Origin of the sequence: Fluviirhizobium alvei, assembly GCF_030551875.1 — a bacterium.
Taxonomy (GTDB): domain Bacteria; phylum Pseudomonadota; class Alphaproteobacteria; order Rhizobiales; family Rhizobiaceae; genus Rhizobium_E; species Rhizobium_E alvei.
Genome location: NZ_JAUOZU010000006.1, coordinates 176,591 through 196,910 on the forward strand (window position 1 = coordinate 176,591; position 20,320 = coordinate 196,910).

General features: G+C 58.1%; 18 protein-coding genes. 7 read left to right on the forward strand and 11 right to left on the reverse strand.

All coding sequences use genetic code 11. The annotated features are described in order from the left end of the window. Positions 1-86 precede the first annotated feature (86 nt). Both Q4481_RS07255 and Q4481_RS07260 read right to left on the reverse strand, forming a co-directional pair. A complete protein-coding gene (locus Q4481_RS07255) occupies positions 87-1,274 on the reverse strand; it encodes an aq_1923 C-terminal domain (protein WP_304375663.1) in 1,188 nt (395 codons plus the stop codon). A gap of 192 nt (positions 1,275-1,466) precedes the next feature. After that, entirely contained in the window at positions 1,467-1,871 is a 405-nt protein-coding gene (locus Q4481_RS07260) for a hypothetical protein (RefSeq protein ID WP_304375664.1), read from the reverse strand. Positions 1,872-2,049: 178 nt separating this feature from the next. On the opposite strand from Q4481_RS07260, the gene parC reads away from it, so the two are divergent. Continuing rightward, complete coding sequence (gene parC / locus Q4481_RS07265; protein WP_304375665.1) at positions 2,050-4,299, forward strand: DNA topoisomerase IV subunit A; 2,250 nt, start codon at positions 2,050-2,052, stop codon at positions 4,297-4,299. A 5-nt stretch (positions 4,300-4,304) separates the two neighbouring features. Here parC and Q4481_RS07270 read toward each other — a convergent pair whose 3' ends face one another. Beyond that, on the reverse strand, positions 4,305-4,688 hold the full coding sequence (locus tag Q4481_RS07270) for a type II toxin-antitoxin system death-on-curing family toxin (RefSeq protein ID WP_304375666.1): 384 nt from the start codon (positions 4,686-4,688) through the stop codon (positions 4,305-4,307). Next, the gene (locus tag Q4481_RS07275; RefSeq protein WP_304375667.1) at positions 4,685-4,906 is read right to left on the reverse strand and encodes an AbrB/MazE/SpoVT family DNA-binding domain-containing protein; all 222 of its coding nucleotides are present in this window, start codon (positions 4,904-4,906) and stop codon (positions 4,685-4,687) included. The genes Q4481_RS07270 and Q4481_RS07275 overlap by 4 nt, the downstream gene beginning before the upstream one ends. Positions 4,907-5,093: 187 nt before the next feature. On the opposite strand from Q4481_RS07275, the gene Q4481_RS07280 reads away from it, so the two are divergent. Then, positions 5,094-7,406, forward strand: coding sequence for a methyl-accepting chemotaxis protein (locus Q4481_RS07280; protein ID WP_304375668.1), 2,313 nt, complete (start codon positions 5,094-5,096; stop codon positions 7,404-7,406). A gap of 49 nt (positions 7,407-7,455) precedes the next feature. Here Q4481_RS07280 and Q4481_RS07285 read toward each other — a convergent pair whose 3' ends face one another. The 5 genes from Q4481_RS07285 to hemB form a co-directional block, all read right to left on the reverse strand. Further along, positions 7,456-8,349, reverse strand: coding sequence for a DMT family transporter (locus Q4481_RS07285; protein ID WP_304375669.1), 894 nt, complete (start codon positions 8,347-8,349; stop codon positions 7,456-7,458). Positions 8,350-8,354: 5 nt separating this feature from the next. Further along, positions 8,355-9,116 carry an arginyltransferase gene (locus Q4481_RS07290; protein ID WP_304375670.1) on the reverse strand — a complete coding sequence of 254 codons (762 nt, stop codon included), beginning with the start codon at positions 9,114-9,116 and terminating at the stop codon, positions 8,355-8,357. 88 nt (positions 9,117-9,204) lie between these two features. Continuing rightward, a complete protein-coding gene (locus Q4481_RS07295; RefSeq protein WP_304375671.1) occupies positions 9,205-9,678 on the reverse strand; it encodes an RDD family protein in 474 nt (157 codons plus the stop codon). Positions 9,679-9,846: 168 nt separating this feature from the next. After that, entirely contained in the window at positions 9,847-12,099 is a 2,253-nt protein-coding gene (locus Q4481_RS07300) for an Ig-like domain-containing protein (RefSeq protein WP_304375672.1), read from the reverse strand. A gap of 406 nt (positions 12,100-12,505) precedes the next feature. Further along, positions 12,506-13,516 (reverse strand): porphobilinogen synthase, encoded by a 1,011-nt coding sequence (gene hemB / locus Q4481_RS07305; RefSeq protein ID WP_304375673.1) that lies wholly within the window; start codon positions 13,514-13,516, stop codon positions 12,506-12,508. Positions 13,517-13,646: 130 nt separating this feature from the next. Here hemB and Q4481_RS07310 point away from each other — a divergent pair, with 130 nt between their 5' ends. Both Q4481_RS07310 and ldtR read left to right on the forward strand, forming a co-directional pair. Then, complete coding sequence (locus Q4481_RS07310) at positions 13,647-14,081, forward strand: DUF6163 family protein (RefSeq protein ID WP_304375674.1); 435 nt, start codon at positions 13,647-13,649, stop codon at positions 14,079-14,081. Positions 14,082-14,228: 147 nt separating this feature from the next. Then, the gene (gene ldtR / locus Q4481_RS07315) at positions 14,229-14,741 is read left to right on the forward strand and encodes a transcriptional regulator LdtR (RefSeq protein ID WP_304375675.1); all 513 of its coding nucleotides are present in this window, start codon (positions 14,229-14,231) and stop codon (positions 14,739-14,741) included. 127 nt (positions 14,742-14,868) lie between these two features. Here ldtR and Q4481_RS07320 read toward each other — a convergent pair whose 3' ends face one another. Further along, positions 14,869-15,093: a YjiS-like domain-containing protein gene (locus Q4481_RS07320; protein ID WP_304375676.1), complete on the reverse strand. Its 225-nt coding sequence runs from the start codon at positions 15,091-15,093 to the stop codon at positions 14,869-14,871. Between the two features lie 123 nt (positions 15,094-15,216). On the opposite strand from Q4481_RS07320, the gene gcvA reads away from it, so the two are divergent. The 3 genes from gcvA to Q4481_RS07335 all read left to right on the forward strand — a co-directional run bounded on the left by gcvA (position 15,217) and on the right by Q4481_RS07335 (position 18,819). Further along, complete coding sequence (gene gcvA / locus Q4481_RS07325) at positions 15,217-16,134, forward strand: transcriptional regulator GcvA (RefSeq protein ID WP_304375677.1); 918 nt, start codon at positions 15,217-15,219, stop codon at positions 16,132-16,134. A gap of 277 nt (positions 16,135-16,411) precedes the next feature. After that, entirely contained in the window at positions 16,412-17,719 is a 1,308-nt protein-coding gene (locus tag Q4481_RS07330; RefSeq protein ID WP_304375678.1) for a L,D-transpeptidase family protein, read from the forward strand. Between the two features lie 131 nt (positions 17,720-17,850). Continuing rightward, positions 17,851-18,819: a calcium-binding protein gene (locus tag Q4481_RS07335; RefSeq protein ID WP_304375679.1), complete on the forward strand. Its 969-nt coding sequence runs from the start codon at positions 17,851-17,853 to the stop codon at positions 18,817-18,819. 27 nt (positions 18,820-18,846) lie between these two features. Here the strand turns inward: Q4481_RS07335 and Q4481_RS07340 are convergent, their stop codons facing one another. Then, positions 18,847-20,154 (reverse strand): glycosyltransferase, encoded by a 1,308-nt coding sequence (locus tag Q4481_RS07340; RefSeq protein WP_304375680.1) that lies wholly within the window; start codon positions 20,152-20,154, stop codon positions 18,847-18,849. Positions 20,155-20,320: the final 166 nt, after the last annotated feature.

Sequence of the window (20,320 nt, forward strand, 5' to 3'; positions counted from 1 at the left end):
TGTTGCGACAGCGCGATGAAGCAACAAAAAACCGGCGGCCATTGGCCGCCGGTTGCATGTCCAGGGATTGGCGCCCTTGCGATCGATCAATCGTTCGCGGTGACCTTCACGTTCAGCGTCTTGACGAGATCGGCCGGGTTGCCCATGCCGGCACCCATGATCTGCGGGAAGGGCAGCGGCTGGGCCGGCTCTGCCGAAACGGTCAGGCTCTTGGGATCGTCGAGGAAGGCGTTGGCAGCCGACACGATCTGCGTCTGCAGGTCAGGCATGTTGAGCTGGCCGAGCATCATCGGCAGCATGCCCTTGATCGACTGGGCGAACTGCTTGCCGTCGACACCTTGCTGCTTGCCGGCATAGTCGAGGACCTTGGCAGTGATGCCGGCATCATCGAAGCGGATCGAAGCGCCATTGTAGCTCAGCTGTGCCATCAGGCCCATCATCGACATGCCGAGCGCCTGCTGGCCGGCAGCCTTGTCGGGGTTCTGCTCGGCCGTCTTGACGGCTTCCTGCATCGACTTGATCAGGGCAGGGGTGTAACCACTCAGCGACATGTTGAGGTCGATCCGGCCGATGTCGTTGAAGTCGAAGGCATATTCGGAGATCGTCATCTTGCCGTCGGCCATGGTCCAGTCACCCTTCATGGTGATCTCGCCGGCAACGGTTTCCAGGCCAAGCGCCTTGATGGCTTCCTGCGACTTCGGATCCGGAACGGTCGAGAGATCGGCCTTGAGCCCGGTGATCGCCATGTCGAAATCCACCTTGGTTTCGTCATCGTCGATCGAATAGTTGGCATTGGTTTCGGAAGCCGAGAACACTTCCTTGCCATTGGCGGCCACGGAGAACGGGCCGACATGGAAGGTTTCGGCCAGCAGCATGTTGGAGACCGTGCTCAGGTCCGGCGTTGCCGGCACATGCATGTTGGTCATGTAGATATCGCTTGCCGTGACCTTGGTCCCGTCCTTGTCGACGTTCAGATCCTGGAAGGTCACCTTGCCGATGTCATAGCTGCCTTCGTCTTCGGCAACTTCCTCGAGCGAAATGTCGCCGAGCGACAGCGGCTGCGGGGCGGAGGATACGGTCAGGGTGGCGCCCGTCAGCGTAACATTGTCGCCATCGACCTCGACCGAGGCAGCGGCAAGCTTGGCCTGGCTCATTTCGAGGGCGGCATTGATCTTCGCGAGGACTTCGTTGCCGTCCAGCGCGAAAGCCGAATTGGCGAGGCCGAAGAAGGCAGTGCTGGCAAGCAAGATGCCGAAAGTGCGGTTGAGTTTCATATGTCGTCCCTTTCTGCAGGCAGATCGTTGGTAATCGAGTTCGAAGCCTAAACGCTTGGTCGGCGCACTATATTCAGATCTCTTAGACAAAAAAACGAACTGCCAGGATTTTTTTTAGCGTCGTGGAATGTAAAGTTAAAAATGCCGGAGCAAACTGGTTGCTCCGGCATCGTTGAACGGCAATTGACGTGATTACTTGACGTTCACGGTGATCTCGGCGGTCTTGTAACCGGTCTGTGAGCCAACTTCGTGGCTTTCGAACCGGGCACCCCAGGTGAAGCTGTCCTGACCGTGGAAACCCTTGTGGGGTGTGTAGATAATCAGCATCGAATGCGCAGGCTTGCCCTTGCAGACGGTGAATTCGTCCGAGAATTTGGTCAAAACCCACTTGAAGCTGACGCTGCCGTGGGCAGGCGCGGAATGAACCTTCATCTGCGGCTTGCCGGCTGTGCCGCAAGTGTTGGGATTATAGACGTTGAAACCACCGACGACCGATGACCTGCCGGCCGGCACCGACAGCGTTTCACCGGCCAGTGCGGCGAACGGAGCAAGCAGGGTTGCGGCGGCGATTGTGATACCGAGAAAATGAGAACGCATGTAAACCTCTTTTAAACTCCGCAATATCAGAGCAGAATTTCCCTATCGGAATGCGTGTGATCTTACAATCAAGGGATAGGCTTCATTTCAAGACTATCTTGTCAGGTGTTGCTGCCTGTCCACAACATGAACCGCCGGGCTTGTTGCCGCTTACGCTGCGTTGCGATAAGGGAAGTCCATGGGACAGAGCACTTTGCCGCCCGATGGCGGGGACAATATTCAACCGGTTGATCTGAAGTCGGCGCTGGAGGAGAGATATCTCGCCTATGCGCTATCGACGATCATGCATCGTGCGCTTCCCGACGTGCGCGACGGCCTGAAGCCGGTGCACCGCCGCATCATCCACGCGATGAGCGAAATGGGTGTGCGTCCCAACAGTGCCTACAAGAAATGCGCCCGTATCGTCGGCGACGTGATGGGTAAGTTCCATCCGCATGGCGACCAGGCAATCTACGACGCGCTCGTTCGCCTGTCGCAGGATTTTGCCATCCGCTACCCGATCGTCGATGGCCAAGGCAACTTCGGCAATATCGATGGCGATAATGCGGCTGCCATGCGCTATACCGAAGCGCGTATGACCGAAGTCGCCGCGCTTCTGCTGGAGGGGATCGGCGAAGATGCGGTCGATTTCCGTCCGACCTACAATGAAGAAGACGAAGAACCTGTCGTCTTGCCGGGCGCGTTCCCGAACCTGCTTGCGAACGGCTCGTCCGGCATTGCAGTGGGCATGGCCACCAATATCCCGCCGCACAATGTCCATGAAATCTGCGACGCGGCGCTGCTTTTGATCCGCAAACCCGAGGCCTCGATCGAGGAACTGGTCGAGCTTGTGCCGGGGCCGGATTTCCCGACCGGCGGCACGATCATCGAAGCGCGTTCGTCGATCCTCGACGCCTATCGGACCGGTCGCGGCGGCTTCCGTGTCCGGGCCAAATGGGAACAGGAAGATCTCGGTCGCGGCGGCTATCAGATCGTCGTCACCGAAATTCCCTATCAGGTGCAGAAGTCGCGGCTGATCGAAAAGATTGCCGAACTGCTGATTGCCCGCAAACTGCCGCTTCTCGAAGATGTGCGCGATGAATCCGCCGAGGATATCCGCATCGTGCTGGTGCCGAAAAGCCGCACCGTCGATGCCAAACTCCTGATGGAATCGCTCTTCCGCCTGACCGAGCTTGAATCGCGCGTTTCGCTCAACATGAACGTGCTGTCGATGGGCAAGGTGCCCAAGGTCATGTCGCTCAAGGACGTGCTGAGCGAATGGCTTAGCCACCGCCGCGACGTGCTGGTGCGACGCTCCCGCCATCGGCTTGCTGAAATCGATCGCCGCCTGGAGATTTTGGGCGGTTACCTCATCGCCTATCTCAATCTCGATGAGGTGATCCGCATCATCCGCGAGGAAGATGAGCCGAAGGCGGTGCTGATATCGACCTTCACGCTGACCGATCTGCAGGCAGAATCCATCCTCAACATGCGTCTGCGCAACTTGCGCAAGCTGGAAGAATTCGAGATCCGCAAGGAGTTCGATGAACTTTCGACGGAAAAGGCCGGCATCGAGGCGCTGCTTGCATCGGAAGAAAAGCAGTGGGCGACGATTTCCTGGGAAATCGGCGAGGTGAAGAAGAAATTCGCCAAGGCAACCGCGATCGGTCGCCGCCGCACCGATTTCGCTGATGCGCCCTCGACCGACAGCGCCGCCATCGAACAGGCGATGATCGAAAAGGAGCCGGTGACGGTCGTCGTCTCCGAAAAGGGCTGGATCCGAGCGCTCAAGGGGCATCTTGCCGATTTCTCGACGCTGCAGTTCAAGGAAGGCGACAATCTCAAGGTTGCTTTCCATGCGCAGACCACCGACAAGGTGATGATCGTCACCACCGGGGGTAAGGTCTTTACGCTCGGCGCCGACAAGTTGCCGGGTGGTCGCGGTCATGGCGAACCCTTGCGCATCATGGTGGATATGGAAACCGAGCAGGATGTGCTGACCGCCTTCACCTACGATGCGAACCGCAAGCTGATCATCTCTTCCCATCTCGGTTACGGTTTTGTGGTGGCCGAAAGCGAGTTGCTGGCCAATACCCGCAAGGGCAAGCAGATCCTCAATGTCGCCATGCCGGACGAGGCCAAGCTTCTGGTTCCGGTTCAGGGCGATCACGTCGCGATCGTTGGCGAGAACCGCAAGATGCTGGTCTTCCCGCTCGCGCAATTGCCGGAAATGGCTCGCGGAAAAGGCGTGCGGCTGCAACGCTACAAGGACGGCGGCATTTCCGATATCAAGACCTTTGCCATTGATGATGGGCTGACCTGGGACGATTCTGCCGGGCGCAATTTCATCCGCAAGAAGGATGAACTCACCGAATGGCTCGGCGACCGCGCCGCAGCGGGCCGAACGGTGCCGAAGGGCTTTCCGCGATCCGGCAAGTTTTCGGGGTAGGTTGGCTAAAGCGGGACTGTGAAGTCGCGTATGAACCGTGTCGCTCCCTCTTCATCAATTTCACCGGCGGCGATACCCATAACAAAATTGTAGAGATTGACGTCGCTCGTGTTGAGTGAAAGTCCATTCAATTCAAGAAATACGCCGGCAGTGACAATGGCAATGCGCTTGTTGCCGTCAATAAATGGGTGATTTTTAGCAAGCCCGAACAAATATGCGGAGGCCAAAACGATCACGTCTTTTTCGCCGTAGGCGGCCTTGTTGAGCGGCCTTCCTATGGCAGATTGCAGGGCGCCTTCGTCGCGCAAGCCATAGGATCCGCCAAAATGTTCGATCTGCATCCGATGCAGGGTAACAATAAGCTCTTGATGGATGAATTCAATGCTCATTCCGCGAGCTTCTGCAGTGCAACCTTGTATTTGTCCATGAATTTTCGCCCGATCTCGACCTGATGCGCAAACTCATCTTCCGACGAACGTAGCTCCAGTATTCCTTCAGTCGTGTCGAGGTTGAGGCTATCCCCTTCCTTCAACCCAAAACGATCCAGGATTTCCTTGGGCAGAATAACGCCAACGGAATTGCCGATCTTTCGAAGTACGAGGTTCATGATCCGTCTCCTTGTTATAACAAGTTATAACATTGTGGGTGGCAATGTCAATTTAGCGACAAGGTCTTGTCGCTGTACCGAAATCACGCATCCTATTTGGCCAGCTAACCAATTGGTAAGCTTATATGCGCATACTCTGATGGATTTGCTGCGCTCTCGCGTGGCGTAATTCCATCGGGGGACAGGAATGAGCAAACTTGCCGAGCGGTTTTCGATCCGCACACTTCTCTACACATCGATGATCCTGCCGCTGGCCGGTGTCGTCGTGCTGGCGTCGGGCGATCTCTCGTCCAGCTATGACGCTTATGCAAAGCTTGGCAAGGCGCAATATGTCGGTAGCCTCGCAAGTGCCGGCGGAGAGTTGGCGCAGGCCTTGCCGGGAGAAGCGATTGGCCCGGCAGAGCAGCGGCCGGAAGCGCGTAAACGCACGGATGCCGCATTCGCAGCCATCGAAGCGGCTTTCGCTGAAGCGCGTAACCAGGGCATCGAGGATGCAACGATCGCCAAGGATGTCGACTTCATCAAAACCAACCTGGCGACGCTGGCCAAGTACCGCTCGATCATGGATGCGGCGAATGGTGGCGAAACGCCCGAAAGCCGCACTGCCGGACTGATGCTGCAACCCGTCTCTGCCGCTGGTATCGATCTCATGCGCAGGTCTGGTGCCCTGATCGAGGATCTCGAACTGTCGCGCCTGATCCAGGGATACCACGCGCTGTTGCAGGTGAATGATGCCGGCTTGATCGAGATGTCGTCCGGCGGACAGTTCATTACATCCGGATCGATTTCTCCGGTTCAACAGTCGTTTGCCGTCCATTCGCGCAGCCTGTTCGGAACCTATACGAACCCGATGTTCGAATTCCTTCCTGGCGATATCACCAAACCCTACGCGGATTTTCTTGCCAGTGATGACAACGCGTTCATGAAGCCGTTCCGTGAGGCAATGTATGTCTCCACGACCTTCGAGAAACCCGATGCCGAAGCGGGAAAACGATGGCTGCAGGCTTCCGGAAAGCGCCTAGGCATTCTCCAAGCGTCTCTGGTTCAGTCCGCCGACGCACTGAAGGCCATGTCCGATGCGCGTCTGGCACAGGCCTGGAATTCGATGATTTTCCTGGCCGGGGTCATTGGTGCCGCATTGCTTGCCGCCATCGTCCTGTCACTTGCCTGCGTCGGCGGCATCGCACGGCCGCTGCGCAACATCGTCAACCGTATGACGGCTCTTGCAAGCGGCGATACCTCGTCGCCGGTTCCCTATCAGGACCGCAAGGACGAAATTGGCGAGATCGCCAATGCCGTTGCCCATTTCCGCGATGCTGCACTGGAAAAGGCTCGCCTCGAAGCTAACGCCTCGGCGCTGCAGGCCGATGCCGAGCGTCAGCGTCTTGCCCATCAGCGTCAGGCTGAAGAAGAGGCTGATCGTCGCCTGCAGGAGGCAACCGGGGCTCTCGGCAGCGGCCTGCAGAAACTTGCAGCTGGTGATCTGACCTGCGAAATTAATGTGCCTTTCGAACCGCAATTCGAACGCCTGCGCGAAGATTTCAATACCTCGGTGCGGCAATTGCGCGAAGCGCTGAGCTCGGTCGGAAGGCTTGCTGTGGAAGTCGACAACGGCTCCTCGGAAATCTCGAGCGCATCGACCGACCTCTCCAAGCGGACCGAACAGCAGGCCGCAGCCCTGGAAGAAACTGCAGCCGCGCTGGAAGAAATCACCTCCAATGTCACCGCGACTTCGTCCCGCACGGCGGACGCGCGCAATGTTGTCCATACGGCGCGCAGCCGTGCTGACCGGTCGGGCATCGTCGTCAACAATGCGGTCGGGGCGATGCAGAAGATCGAGGAATCGTCGCGTCAGATCGGCCAGATCATCGGCGTGATCGACGAGATCGCCTTCCAGACGAACCTTCTCGCTCTCAATGCCGGCGTCGAAGCAGCCCGCGCGGGCGAAGCCGGCAAGGGTTTCGCAGTGGTGGCGCAGGAGGTGCGCGAACTTGCGCAGCGCTCCGCCAACGCGGCCAAGGAAATCAAGGGGCTGGTTTCGAACTCTGCCGCTGCGGTTGGCGAGGGCGTCAAGCTGGTCAACGAGACCGGCGAGGGCCTGACCGAAATCGAGCGCCTTGTTCATGAGATCAACGATCATATGGAAGCGATTGCGGCGGCGGCCCAGGAACAGGCCACCGGTCTTGCTGAAGTCAATTCGGCCGTCAATCACATGGACCAGGCAACGCAGCAGAATGCCGCCATGGTCGAGGAGATGAATGCGGCCGGCGTCGGATTGGCCACGGAAAGCTCGCAGCTGCGTAATCTTCTGGCGACCTTCCGGCTTGGACAGGATGCCCAGCCTCTACGCCAGATGGCGGAAACCATGCGGCGCGCGAGCGCTCCGGCGGCACCGGCTCGAAACGTTCAGGCAGCCCCGCAGCGTCAGCCGGCGCAGCGCCGGGCGTCTGCCGCCGCAGCGGCTCCATCCGCAGCAAGCGACAATTGGGAAGAGTTTTGACAACTAAGGTTCTTCAGACCTATGGAAAGGGCGCCGGTGGCGCCCTTTTTCATGCCGTATCGGGTGAGGTTGGTGCTGGATCGGTCGTCGAAACCGACGCCAGCGAGTGCCAGACAAGAGCGGCAAGAATGATCCCGCCGCCGATCAGTGTGGCGACCGGGGGCTGTTCGGCAAACAGCAGCCACACCCAAATTGGGGCAAGCACGGTTTCAAGCAGATAGAACATGCCTGTCTCTGCTGCTGATAGATATTTCGGGCCAACGGCAAGCGCCCAGAAGGCAAACGGCGTGACGATGAGGCCGTTGAGGATGATCCAGAACGGGTTCGATATGACGAATCCTGTATCAACGATCAGGAGGCCGCCGATCATTGCGGAGATCGCGGTGGCAACCAGCGGCGTATAGCCGAAATCGCGGCCGGATGCGCGGCTGAGTGTCAGCGCCGCCGCGATGCAGAGCGCAGAGCAGCCAGCCATCGCATCACCGAACAGATGCCCGCCTTCGAGACTGCTGCCGACGATGATGACGACGCCAACCGTCATCGCGGCCATCGCCGCAAAGGTGATCGGTCGCGGCTTCTCACCCATGAAGATCCATGACAGGAGGGCGCCGAACATGGGGTTGAAGGCGAGGATGAAAGCGACATTGGCGGTCGAGGTGTTAAAGACCGACAGCAGGAAAAAGACCGTGGAGATGGCATAGAGCAGTGCCACGGCAATGCCCGGCAGCCCAGGAAGCATCACGGGGGCCTTGCCGTCACGAAGCCTGAGGCCGATCCAGAGTGCCGCGACCAGGAGCATGGTGCAGAGGCTCCGAACCGTCAGGATGGACCAGACCTCGCCGGACGCCAGACGGACCAGGGGAATGTCGAACGACAGGGCAAAACCGCCGAGAAAGGTGATCAGCACGCCTCTAGCGTGCGGCGACAGATTTTTGAAGGGCATCAGGATTACGATCCATCCGTTGGGCGGAAGCGAGTCCAGCCCTGATGGAGCAGATGCTCCTGCGGCTGGAAGCGGGTCTTGTAAGCCATCTTGCGCGAGCCTTTGACCCAGTAGCCAAGATAGACATGCGGCAGGCCGAGCGCGCGCGCCCGGCGGATGTGATCGAGGATCATGAAGGTGCCGAGCGAACGACGCTCGAGATCCGGATCGTAGAAGGAATAGACCATCGACAATCCGTCCGACATCATATCCGTGAGCGCGGTTGCGATCAGGCGGCCAGAGGGCTTTTCTGCAATCCCGTCGCCTTCCTCGCGCAGCCGGTATTCTATGATGCGTGTCGGTACATGCGTGTCTTCGACCATCATCGCATAGTCGAGAACCGTCATGTCGGACATGCCGCCCTGGATGTGGCGGCTGTCGAGATAGCGCCGGAAAAGCGAAAACTGTTCCGACGAGGGTTCCGCCTCATACTCCTTTGCCAAAAGATCGGCGTTGCGGGAGAGGACGCGGGTCATCGAACCGGTCGGCTCGAACGCATCGACGAGGATGCGCACCGAAATGCAGGCCCGGCAGGTTTCGCAGGCCGGGCGATAGGCGATGTTCTGCGATCGACGGAACCCGCCCTGGGTGAGGAGGTCGTTCATCTCGGAGGCGCGCTGGCCGACGAGATGGGTGAACACCTTGCGCTCCACATGGCCGGGCAGGTAGGGGCACGGGGCAGGGGCCGTCATGAAGAACTGGGGGGATGGGTAGGCCTGTGTGTTCATGCCCGGGAGCTGATCTCTTTCGTCGGATTCTCGCCAAGCATGGCGGAACTTTATAAAAGATCAACTCCCAAGAACGACTTTCACCCGTTCAGTAGCGTGCAACACCCATGCGGCTGGCGCGAATTGTGGTTGTGCCGATCAGGATGTCGTGCAGAAGCCGCTTGCGGTCGGTAAAGAGGCCGACGAGCAGGATGAACGGCGTCAGAAGCGAATTCAGGATCCAGAAGGTAACAAGGTGCAGGATGGCCGTCGCAAAATCGATCGGACCGCCATCGTCGCGGATCATCCGGACATCCATCGTGCGCATGCCGAGGCTGGCCTGAAACGGCCCGGAGAGCGACAGGCCGAAATAGAGGCCGGCGACAATAAAGAACAGGATCGGGAAGAGATAGAAGGCCAGGCCGAGGGTCGCAATCCCCAGAACGAACACGATCACGGCAGCCGGGATCATCAACAGAAGAATGATCATATAGTCGATGATGAAGGCCATGACACGCCGCGTCAGCAGGCCGTCATAGGCATAGGGGGAGGTTTCCGGTGACGGATTGATGATGTCGGACATGGACGAGCCTTTCTTCTCCGAGGGGCCAGTCAGACATATGGTGATGGTGTCCATGCTGCTTCAAGTGGCAGGATCAAGACTTCCTTCAACGTAAAAATGCCCGGCGGGATGAGCCCGCCGGGCAGAGGTCGAATGAACCGAAATCTCTGCTGTCTGCTCTCCGAAAGATCAGAACAGGAAGCAGTCTGCGTTCAGTTCCTTGATCTTCATGTCTTCGATGAGGATCGATGTCTTGCTGCCGAGTTCGATCAAAACGTCGCCGCCGACTTCGCTCATCACGCTCTTGAGGTCATTGAGCGAGGAGTACTGGTTGAACGGTTCGATGTTGATGCTATCGGTGCCAACGGTGAAGTCGCTGATCGTGTCGATGCCACCAAGTCGACGGAAGATGAACGAGTCAGCACCATTGCCACCTGTCAGATCATCATTGCCGCCGGCACCAAAGATCCTGTCGTCGCCGGCACCGCCATCGACAACATCGTTGCCAAGGCCGGCATAAATGCGGTCGTCACCGCCATTGCCGTTGATGCTGTCCTTTCCGTTCAGGCCGTTGATCATTTCGCCGACGTTGGTGCCGTTGAGCCGGTCGGCCTTGTTCGTACCAAGAATGTCGTCGCCCGGTTCAGCAACACCTGTGACCGTGACGGTCAGCTTGCCCTGATCCTCATCGGATCCATCGGTGATCGTGTAGTTGATGGTGATCTTCGCCTTCTCACCCGGATCGAGATCGTCACCGTTGTAGCGAACCTGCAGCCTGTTGCCGACCATAGACAGATCGACGCTGTTGACGACATCGACCGATCCGTTGCCGGAGGTGACGACAGCGTCCGAGATATAGAGGTTGTCATCGTCGCCATCGGTATCGTTGGCGAGAACGTTGACATTCAGCGTCTTGCCTTCTTCAAGGCTTGCCTTGTCGTTGACAGCGACTGGAGCGGTGTTGTTGCTGACGATATCGAAGGTCATCTGGTGGATTTCCGAGACTTGGTCCTCGTCATCCCAGACTTTGAATTCGAGCACGGCGGCATCATCGCCAAGCCAGTCGGTCGGCGGAACCCAGGTCAGCTTGCTGAGATCGGCGGCGTCGATTTCGATGATATCGGTGATCTCGACATTGTCGAGATAGAGTGCGCCGGCGGTCGGCAGGCTGGTGATCACCACGCTATAGAGGGAATCCCCATCGACATCGGCGAAGGGGAATTCGTCGCCGGTAAACTGGTAGGTCGTGTTGTAGATGGCCGTAACGGTCGTGTCTTCGGTGGTCGGCTCGTCCTGAACCGCATTGACACTGAAGGTGATCGTGTAGTTGGTCGCCGACGTATCGCCGTCGGAATCCGTGACCTTGAAATCGAGACCATCGAGCCCACTGGCATCCGCATCCGGCGTATAGACCAGATTGGCGATGTCGTCCGCATCAATCACATCATCCGCTTCGACGGCGTTGCCATTGAGTGTAAGTGTGCCGGCCGTCGGAAGGTTTGTGATGGTAATCGAGGCCAGCGTGTCGCCGTCAACATCCGCAAAGCCGAAGTCGGAAGCAGAGAAGGTGTAGGAGCCATCTTCGTCGAGCGTGACAGTGTTGTTCTCGGCTGTTGGCAGATCGGCAACTGCGGCAACGTCGAAGGTGACCGAATAGGTGGTCGAAGCGACGTCATCGCTGTCGATGACCTGGAATTCCAGCCCGTCGAGACCGTTGCCATTGGCATCGGCATCCGGCGTCCAGACGAGCTTGGTGACATCGTCGATCGCAATCACAGTGTCCGCTTCGACGGCGACGCCGTTCAGGAGGAGGCTTCCGCTGGTCGGAACCGATGTGATCTTGACCGAGACCAGCGTCGCATTGGTCGAACTGGTAAAGTCGAAATCGGCGATTGAGAAAGTGTAGGAACCATCTTCCGAGAGATCGGCGGTGAAATCGCTCGACTGCGGTCCGTTGTTCAAGAGGGTTTCATAGTAGGTGCTGCCGTCCTGCCAAAGAACGGAAATTGTGCCATCGGTGCCGACGGTGATGCCATAAAGCTCTTCAGAATTGCTATCGCCGGTATCAATGCGGATATCATCGCCGATCTGATTGCCGGTCGAGTCGTAAACTGCGACATAAAGTTCGTTTGTGGTCCCAAAGCTCCTCCACGCAATCGCGTAGCCGCCATCCGGCAGAGCGACGGCTTTGGAATAGGCCTCGAAATCAGAGTCATCACCTTTGTCTGCACCGACGAGTACATTCGAGAGCAATGTGACATTGTCGGACGTCGTCAGTGTCTGCGCGAGGTCGGAACCCTCTGCGTCGTATAAAAAGCTCAAGGTGACGGTCGACCCATTGGCGAGCGTGGCGCTGCCCTCATTGTTGCTTTCGGCATCATAGACGCTGGTGATCGTGGTGGTGGATACGCCTGAAGTGGTCGAAGTGATTGTGTAGGTCATGGGAAATCCGATTGTCCGCCCTGGTTTCATGATCCCCAATTGATTGGCGCCAAACCCAGCGTTTCGGATCAGGAGGGACTATCCAAAGCGACAATGAATACGATTTTAAACAGGTATTACTATTTTTTGCTGTGGATTCTTGTAGATCTTGTTTACCTAAAATTGCATTCCGCAATTTTTCCGAAAATAGATATATTATGCACTTATAAAATAGGCGGCATTCCTGCGAGAAGTTTTCCCAGGGGTCAGATAATGACGGACGTTATGCGTCTGCGCCCGTTGAAATTACGGTCGTGGAAAATGTCTTGTGATAGCCTGCGTGGTTAATCGCTGCCGGTTCACGCCGCTGCCCGAGGCCGGGAAATTGTTTGATGCATCACCGACGATGGGATCGGGCGAGCCATCATCACCGCGCCAGAAGCCTGGCGACCTCGGGTGCAAAATAGGTCAGGATTCCATCGCAGCCGGCACGCTTGAAGCAGAGCAACTGTTCCATCATCACGCGTTCGCCATCGATCCAGCCATTGGCTGCGGCTGCTTTCACCATCGCATATTCTCCGGACACCTGGTAGGCGAACACGGGCAGGCCGAACTCCTGTTTCAGCCGCCAGCACATGTCGAGATAGGGAAGGCCGGGCTTGACCATCAACATGTCGGCGCCTTCCTCGACATCGAGGGCAGCGTCGCGCAGGGCTTCCGTGCCGTTGGCGGGGTCGACATAATAGGTCTTCTTGTCGCCCTTGAGCAGGCCAGCGGTCGAGATCGCCTCGCGGTAGGGTCCATAATGCGATGACGAGAATTTTGTCGCATAGCTCATGATGCCGACATTCTGGTGGCCGCTCGCATCGAGCGCGCGACGGATGACGCCGATGCGCCCATCCATCATATCGGAAGGGGCGATGATATCGGAACCGGCATCGGCCTGCAGAACGGCGGCACGCGCAATCGCATCGACAGTCTCGTCGTTGACGATCTCACCCTCGCGCAGAATTCCGTCATGGCCATGGCTGGTGAAGGGATCGAGCGCCACATCGGTGATGACACCAATCTCCGGCACCGCTTTCTTGATCGCCGCTGTCGCGCGATTGATGAGATTGTTGGCTTCAAGCGCATTCGAGCCGGTCTGGTCGCGCAGGTCGAGATCGACATTCGGGAATGTTGCAAGCGCAGGAATGCCGAGATCGGCTGCCATTCGTGCAGCCTCCACCGCCTTGTCGATGCTGAGCCGGTTGACGCCGGGCATGGCCGCGATCGGATCGACGATGCCGCTACCCTCGACGATGAAGATCGGCCAGATCAGATCGTCCACCGTCAACTGGGTTTCGCGCACCATGCGACGGGTCCAGTCGGCCTTGCGCAAACGGCGCATGCGGCGATGTCCGGTGATTTCGTCAACGAGATGGGTGCGGTCTGTCATGTTCTTGTCCTGAAAGCCGTGACGGAGATGAAGGAACCTCTCATGACTCCGGCCCTAGCATGCCATCGCCCGCTTTGCAAAAACTGTCGGCGAACTTCCAATCTGGCCGGCAATCTTTTAGAAGAGGCGCATGACCGATGAGCCGTTGACGACCAAGCGACTGTTTCTCCCCGATCTGCTGATGACCGTTCTGTTGCGCGGTGTCGCGCTCGCATGCCTCTGGTATGCCTTAAATGTCTGGTCCGGGCTGATTGGTTACGCCAACGGAGGTGCCGATCGGTTCGACCTTTTGGGATCGGATATGAAGGCGGCGGCGTCAACCCTTGCGATCCTCTATCCGGTTGCGGCCATAGGCCTATGGCTGCGCGGGTCCTGGGGACCGGTGATCTGGGTGGTCGCGGCCATGGTCGAGATCGTCAAGCATGAAGTCTATAGCGAAATCTTCGGCGCCGACCGGATCAAGGTTCTGGTGATCGCGGCGACCGCCCTTCTTTATATTGCCTTGCGCATCGCTATCCGTGTCGGGCGGCAGAACGAATACGAGCATTCCTTGCCGCGTCGGTAAGCGATTGTTCACTCTGTTGTGCGGATCGCTAAAGGTAAGATGCTGTTAATCCTGTGATTTAAGTAGAATTTTAGACGTCGCGGGTAATTTGGCTCACATAAGGCGGGAATAAAAACCAACACCGCCAGTCAAACAGTGAGGCAGAAAATGAACGCGAAGCTCAAGGCCCCGGCCGCACCGGCGATCGACCCCCAAGAACAGGCGATCCATTCCCTTTATCTCGAAAGCGTCCATCTGGTCGAGCGGCTTCACCGCCGTCTCCTGGATGTGATCAAGGATGAATTCGACCGTCAGGGTCGCGACGATATCAATGCCGTGCAGGCGCTTCTGCTGTTCAATATCGGCACATCGGAACTGACCGCCGGCGAACTGCGCTCGCGTGGCTATTACATGGGCTCGAACGTATCCTACAACGTCAAGAAGCTCGTCGATCTCGGTTTCATCAACCATGCCCGGTCGCGCATCGACCGCCGCTCGGTCCGGATCTCGCTGACACCGCGTGGACAGGATGTGGCCGAAACCGTTGCCAAGCTCTATCAGCGTCACGTCGGCTCGATCGACAAGGTTGGCGGCATCGGCCAGGACGAGTTCAACAGCCTCAACAAGCTGTTGCAGCGCCTCGATCGCTTCTGGAACGACCAGATCCTCTACCGCCTCTGAGGCGATCTCCCGAACAGCCAGGCATTTCCTCCAGTCTGCCTGACAAACGAAAAGCGCCGTGTTGTATGGGGCAACACGGCGCTTTCGCTTGCGAAATTCTTGCGGGCCAACAGCCCGCAGGGCTCGCTCAGAGCCAATGGTTTCCTGCGAATGCTGGTTTTGCCTGGGTGTCGCGGAGCAAGCGTGCTTCAATGCCGACATCTGCAAGAAGCGTATCCGGAAGCCGCGCGAGCTGGTGTGCCGCCGTGCGAGCCGCCAGATAGCGTGCCATGGCTGCCGTCACGCCATGGACGTAGGATTCAAGCGTTTCAAGGACACTATGGCTTGGGAGGATGGTTGCGAAGTCCGTCATGGTATCACCGGCTGTTTCAAGGCATGTTTGATCTTGTTTGGATGATTTGCTTATGCCGCATTGACGCAAAAAGAGGAAATCGATAATTCTTGCATCATCATCAAGGAAATTTTGAAGGTCGCCATGCGCGTTATGCCGGGAACGAGAGCGTTGAGAACCCTGGTTGTCGCCGGGCGGCACCTCAACTTCACCCGGGCGGCCGACGAGCTCGGCCTGACGCCCGCTGCCGTGAGCTATCAGATCAAGGAATTTGAAGATCAGCTTGGGGTGCAGCTCTTCACACGGACGAGCCGCCACATCCGTTTGACCGAAGCAGGCACTGTCATCTGCGATGCGGCGTCCGAAGCGCTGGAAGGTTTGAACCGCGCCATGACGCGGGTGCGCAAGATGTCGCGCGGGGGTGAGCAGTTGCGCGTGACGGTGGATCCGCAATTCGCAACAAAATGGCTGATGCGGCGAGTGGAGCTGTTTCGCGGCCGCCATCCCGGCATCGAGCTGCGCTTCGATGTGACATACGAGCTGCGCGATTTCGAACTCGATGATGTCGATGTGGCGATAAGGTTCGGCACCGGGCGCTATACCGGCCTCAAGGCGGACAGGCTGTTCGACAATGTCGTGGTTCCCGTCTGCAGCCCCAAACTGCTCACGCATGGCAAGCCGCTCCTAGAGCCGCGGGATTTGCAGGAACATACGCTGGCGCATATCGAATGGTCGCGCCAGGGTGTGACCTGGCCGAACTGGCGCATGTGGATGGCAGCAGCCGGCGTTGCCGATTTTGACGATAGCCGCACGATCGTCTTCGGCTCCTCCTCGGATGCGGTCGAAGCGGCACTGGCGGGCGAGGCGGTGGCGCTAGCCGATTTTGCCATGGTCGCGAGCGATCTTTCAGAAGGGCGCCTGATCCGGCCTTTCGAACTCAGCATCCGGGTGCCATCGGAATTCGCCTATTATCTGGTGTATCCGGCCGGACAAGCGAACGATCCCAGAATTGTGGCATTCCGGGACTGGATCACCGAGGAGGCGAGGGCGGTCCAGATATAGGAGGGCAGTCGCTTTTCACGGAAATTTCAGCGGTTTCGTGATCTCCGTTCACCGTCTCGTGACTTGCCGGTGGCACAAAACGGCCACATTATCGTGTCATCTCCGCAACATCGGGGTGGCCGTTTCAGGCCGGGGTTCGATCTTGGCTGGTTTGGAGTTGCGCCTTTTGCAACCCGCGCCTAAGCGGAGACGAAATCAGCATTTTCCCAAAGTTAACCATGTTGTGCTAGGCGGAACCTTCGGGTTTCAATGTCAGGGAAATACAAAGGCTCAAGGAATGTCGGAAAAGAAAGATCTCAATAGCCTGGTGTCGCGTCGCCGTTTTCTCGGAACTGCCGTTGCTTTCGGTGCACTCGGCGCAGGCGGTTCGGCATTCGCGCAGGATGTTGCGATTGACGAGATTATCAATGCGCCGCGCCGCGGAAACTGGGACGACCAGTTCGATGCCCGTGCTTCGCGCACGGCTGCTGCGGTTGCCACCAACAATCCGATCTTCGGTGCCGATGCCGCTGCCAACCTGCAGCAGGCGATCTTCGATTATGAAGCCATCGTCGCCAATGGCGGCTGGCCGCAGGTGGTCACCAATGTCAAGCTCAAGATCGGCGTCGTCGATCCGGCCGTGAGCACGCTGCGCAAGCGTTTGATGATTTCCGGTGACCTGTCGAAATCCGCCGGCCTGTCCAACTCGTTCGATTCTCTCGTCGAGGAGGGGCTGAAGCGCTTCCAGGCCCGTCACGGCTTGCCGCTCGATGGTGTTCTCGGCCAATATACGCTGAAGGCGATGAACGTGCCGGCCGACACGCGCCTGGCGCAGCTTCGTACCAACCTGACGCGCGTTCAGGCGATCACCACCGATCTCGGTTCGCGCTATGTGATGGTCAACATTCCGGCCGCCTATATCGAGGCTGTCGAAAACAACAAGGTCGTGCAGCGCCACACCGCTGTCGTTGGTCGCGCCAGTCGCCCGACGCACATCATCGATTCCAAGATCTATGAAGTGATCCTCAATCCCTACTGGACCTCGCCGCGCTCGATCGTCGAGAAGGACATCGTTCCGCTCATGCGCAAGGATCCGGAATATCTGAAGAAGAATTCGATCCGCCTGATCGATGGCAACGGCAACGAAGTGGCCCCGGAAACGATTGACTGGTTTGCCGACAAGGCCCCGAACCTGACCTTCCGTCAGGATCCGGGCAAGACCAACGCGATGGCTTCGACCAAGATCAACTTCCACAACCCGAACAACGAATATATGCACGATACGCCGCAGCAGGGCCTGTTCAACAAACTCGCGCGCTTCGAATCGTCCGGCTGCGTGCGCGTGCAGAATGTGCGCGACCTTTCACTGTGGCTGCTCAAGGAGACGCCCGGCTGGAGCCGCAAGCAGATCGAAGCGACCATCAAGTCCGGTCGCAACACGCCGATCAAGCTGGCCGTCGAAGTTCCGGTCTATTTCAAATATGTCACAGCCTGGTCTGCGAAGGACCGGATCGTGCAGTTCCGCGACGATATCTACGAGATGGACGGCGCCCAGGAGCTGGTGCTGCAATCGGGCCTCAATCAGGAACCGGTCGTCGCCAACTGAACCGCGTCTCATTTACGAACATCGATCAACCCGGGCTCCTGGCTCGGGTTTTTCGTATTGGGGTTGATTGCGCGCAATGCACCGTCAGCGAGAGCGCCTAGACTATTTCCATATTACTCATGGAGGTTTCTATGGCTTCGGTTACCCAATACAAATGGTCTGCTCCGTCCGGTCTGATCGACGGCACCGGCAATCTTACTGCCATGGGCGGTGCGAATACTTTGAACATTCCCGCCGTTGATGTGCACAAGACGGCCCAAGGGGATGGCACGTTCTCCTTCACCGACAATCGGGGGCATACTCTGGTCGGCATCGAGCGGATCTATACGTCGAACAATGGTGACAATCTTGATCTCGCCTATTCGCTGGCCGACAGTGCAAACTGGCTCTCCGGCTATGTGATCGAGATACGTACCTTCGGTGGTGCGGACACGGTGAGGATCGCCGATAGCCTGCCGGCAGATTATGGTTCGTCGCCAGGGCCGGGGGCCTTGGTCGTCGGGGGCGCTGGCAATGACGTGATCACGGGCGGCAAGGAGAATGATTTCCTCTATGGCGATACCGACGAACTCGTCGGGGTAACAGGCAACGATACAATCCGTGGCGGAGCCGGAAATGACGAAATTTATGGCGACGACGGCAATGACAAGCTGTTCGGCGGCAGCGGCGATGATCGCTTGACCGGCGATCTCGGGATGGTCGTCAAGGGCCGCGACCAGTTCACTGGCGGTAGTGGCGCCGACTTCATCATTCTGGGCAGCGATGGCAAGGGCGATACCGTCTTCTACACGGCGGTGGGTGACAGTACCAAGGCGCATGCCGATGAGGTTGCCGGTTTCGAGTTCGCCCATGATGTGCTGGATTTTTCAGCCATTGATGCCAACCGCGCCAGCAAGGGCAATCAGGCCTTCGATCTGGTCCGAAATCTGAGTGGTCAAGCCGGCGAGTTGCAGGCAAAGATCATCGATATTGGCTACGATTACAACGTCAAGCTCTCAGGCGATACCAATGGCGATGGCAACGTCGACTTCTACCTGACAGCGGAGATCGAAGCGAACAAGCTGACCTTTGCGACCTTGGGGGATTGCCTGGTTCTCTGAGTTTGCCCGATCGGGTCAAACAACGCTTTATCGCCGAGGCTTCCGATATTTTCGCAGAAGGGTGCCTGCCGGCCAGTATGGATAGCGTTTCGTCGGCTGCCGCTGGCGGTTGTGCCGGACCGCCGGCGTGGCCGGTCGTTCGAGGATTTCCGCGAGCAGATCGACAATTTCGAACACCGCCCGGTTTTCGGGAATGTTCTTGAGGATATTCGCCTGAAAACGGGGCAGTTCGGCGAGCATGGCATCGGTCGCGGCGGCAATGTCGCGCGCGAAGCTTTTGACGACGATGCCGACGCCGTTATCGACGATCCAGTCGAGGTTGGGGCGTTCCTGCGGCATCGTGCCGGCATTGCCCTCGACGATCACCGGGCAACCCATATGGATGGCTTCGCTGATCGAGCCGGGGCCGGGCTTGCCGATGAAGAAATCGGCAAGTCGCATGTAATCGGCGACATTGTTGGTGAAGCCCACGGCATGGCATCCGGGCTTGTCTGCGAGGCTTTCCAGCAGTTTGGCATTCTTGCCGCACAGGACGATTGATTGCGGTTTGCTGTCGGACGCTGCAAGCTGTTCCAGAATGGTTTGGGTTGCCTGGTAGGAGCCATTGCCACCGAACATGATGAGCGCTACCGGCCGATCTTTAGCAAGACCGAGTGATTGGCGGCTGGGCCGATCTTCGTTCGCCGGTGCGTAAAAGCTTTCCTTGAGGATCATTCCGGACACTTCGAAAACGTTCGCCCGGCCGTAAAATCCGGTTGCCAGCGCCTGGCCGAAGGCCTTGGTGGTGCCGCAGATCATGACTTGATCCTGGTCTTCCATCCAGAAATGCGGCGGACAATCGACCATGTCGGTCATCACCGTGACATAGGGGATGGTCTCGGAAACCTGGCGCAGCGCATCGAACATCACGGCATTGAAGTTCGGGATGACGGAAACGACCAGATCCGGACGCCGTTCTGCCGTTTGCCAGCGTGCGGCAAGCAGCGTTTCGATCTCACCGGAGTAGCGGCGGATATAGGCCTGCAGGATCGGCAGGATCGTCCCCAGACCATGGGTCACGCCGCGCCTGAGTGCCGTATTGTAGATCTCCTGCGCCTGGATCGGTTCGATATCGAGGTCGGGTGCGACGGGTTTCAGCAATCGTTTGATCGAGCCCGTCACTCTCTTTGTCAGGCGATAGACCGGATCGATCGGTTCAAGCAGCTTTTGCAAATCGACAGGCACGACGGTCCAGTCGGGATAGGTTTTTCCGATCTGACGGGACAGTGCCTGCATCGCATTGCGATGGCCGCCGCCAGCATCGAAATAGAAGATCTCGACCGTCCGTGTTTTCATGTTCACGCCCACATGCTGTCCTCTGCCGTTCGATCCGGCGCCGGACATCGCCAGATCACAGATTTGTGACGGCTGTTTGACGGACTGGTGCTGACAGTTGTTCTGCGGGTAACAGCGCTCGGCGTGCGATCGGTTTATCCTGCCGCAGCGACAGGGCAGGTCCAAC

What these genes read in the sequence shown, in the direction of transcription:
- Q4481_RS07255 (WP_304375663.1), bottom strand. Translation starts at nt 1,274, where the DNA reads ATGAAACTCAACCGCACTTTCGGCATCTTGCTTGCCAGCACTGCCTTC.
- Q4481_RS07260 (WP_304375664.1), bottom strand. Translation starts at nt 1,871, where the DNA reads ATGCGTTCTCATTTTCTCGGTATCACAATCGCCGCCGCAACCCTGCTT.
- parC (WP_304375665.1), top strand. Translation starts at nt 2,050, where the DNA reads ATGGGACAGAGCACTTTGCCGCCCGATGGCGGGGACAATATTCAACCG.
- Q4481_RS07270 (WP_304375666.1), bottom strand. Translation starts at nt 4,688, where the DNA reads ATGAGCATTGAATTCATCCATCAAGAGCTTATTGTTACCCTGCATCGG.
- Q4481_RS07275 (WP_304375667.1), bottom strand. Translation starts at nt 4,906, where the DNA reads ATGAACCTCGTACTTCGAAAGATCGGCAATTCCGTTGGCGTTATTCTG.
- Q4481_RS07280 (WP_304375668.1), top strand. Translation starts at nt 5,094, where the DNA reads ATGAGCAAACTTGCCGAGCGGTTTTCGATCCGCACACTTCTCTACACA.
- Q4481_RS07285 (WP_304375669.1), bottom strand. Translation starts at nt 8,349, where the DNA reads ATGCCCTTCAAAAATCTGTCGCCGCACGCTAGAGGCGTGCTGATCACC.
- Q4481_RS07290 (WP_304375670.1), bottom strand. Translation starts at nt 9,116, where the DNA reads ATGAACACACAGGCCTACCCATCCCCCCAGTTCTTCATGACGGCCCCT.
- Q4481_RS07295 (WP_304375671.1), bottom strand. Translation starts at nt 9,678, where the DNA reads ATGTCCGACATCATCAATCCGTCACCGGAAACCTCCCCCTATGCCTAT.
- Q4481_RS07300 (WP_304375672.1), bottom strand. Translation starts at nt 12,099, where the DNA reads ATGACCTACACAATCACTTCGACCACTTCAGGCGTATCCACCACCACG.
- hemB (WP_304375673.1), bottom strand. Translation starts at nt 13,516, where the DNA reads ATGACAGACCGCACCCATCTCGTTGACGAAATCACCGGACATCGCCGC.
- Q4481_RS07310 (WP_304375674.1), top strand. Translation starts at nt 13,647, where the DNA reads ATGACCGATGAGCCGTTGACGACCAAGCGACTGTTTCTCCCCGATCTG.
- ldtR (WP_304375675.1), top strand. Translation starts at nt 14,229, where the DNA reads ATGAACGCGAAGCTCAAGGCCCCGGCCGCACCGGCGATCGACCCCCAA.
- Q4481_RS07320 (WP_304375676.1), bottom strand. Translation starts at nt 15,093, where the DNA reads ATGACGGACTTCGCAACCATCCTCCCAAGCCATAGTGTCCTTGAAACG.
- gcvA (WP_304375677.1), top strand. Translation starts at nt 15,217, where the DNA reads ATGCGCGTTATGCCGGGAACGAGAGCGTTGAGAACCCTGGTTGTCGCC.
- Q4481_RS07330 (WP_304375678.1), top strand. Translation starts at nt 16,412, where the DNA reads ATGTCGGAAAAGAAAGATCTCAATAGCCTGGTGTCGCGTCGCCGTTTT.
- Q4481_RS07335 (WP_304375679.1), top strand. Translation starts at nt 17,851, where the DNA reads ATGGCTTCGGTTACCCAATACAAATGGTCTGCTCCGTCCGGTCTGATC.
- Q4481_RS07340 (WP_304375680.1), bottom strand. Translation starts at nt 20,154, where the DNA reads ATGAAAACACGGACGGTCGAGATCTTCTATTTCGATGCTGGCGGCGGC.